This is a genomic window from Paraburkholderia sp. SIMBA_053 (assembly GCF_046534895.1).
GTDB lineage: Bacteria > Pseudomonadota > Gammaproteobacteria > Burkholderiales > Burkholderiaceae > Paraburkholderia > Paraburkholderia caledonica.
The window spans coordinates 1-235 of the sequence record NZ_JAWRXU010001734.1 but is presented as its reverse complement, the minus strand read 5'-3'; the positions used below and the strand labels follow the sequence as shown (position 1 = coordinate 235).

Genomic DNA, 235 nt, shown 5'->3' with positions numbered 1-235 from the left:
GATCGACTTCATCGGCTATGCCGGCATCGTCCGCCACCTGGAGAAGGGCTTCCAGCCCGACTTCTGGCAGATCGACGCCTACATGAAGGGCTATTTCTACGGCTTCCCCTGGTCGCGCCGGGTGATGACCCGCATCGGCATGGGCTTCGGCCTGTCCTATGCCGAGCGCGTGCCCTACGCCGAGGCCAAGGCGCAGGCCCAGCGCGAGCGCAACACCTCCAAGCTGCTCAACTAC

The 235-nt window shown here is 64.7% G+C and carries 1 pseudogene; it reads left to right on the top strand.

Features of this window, described 5'->3' with window-relative positions:
- Nucleotides 1-235 (top strand): annotated as a pseudogene (locus SB753_RS41450) (MipA/OmpV family protein); the annotation flags it as partial.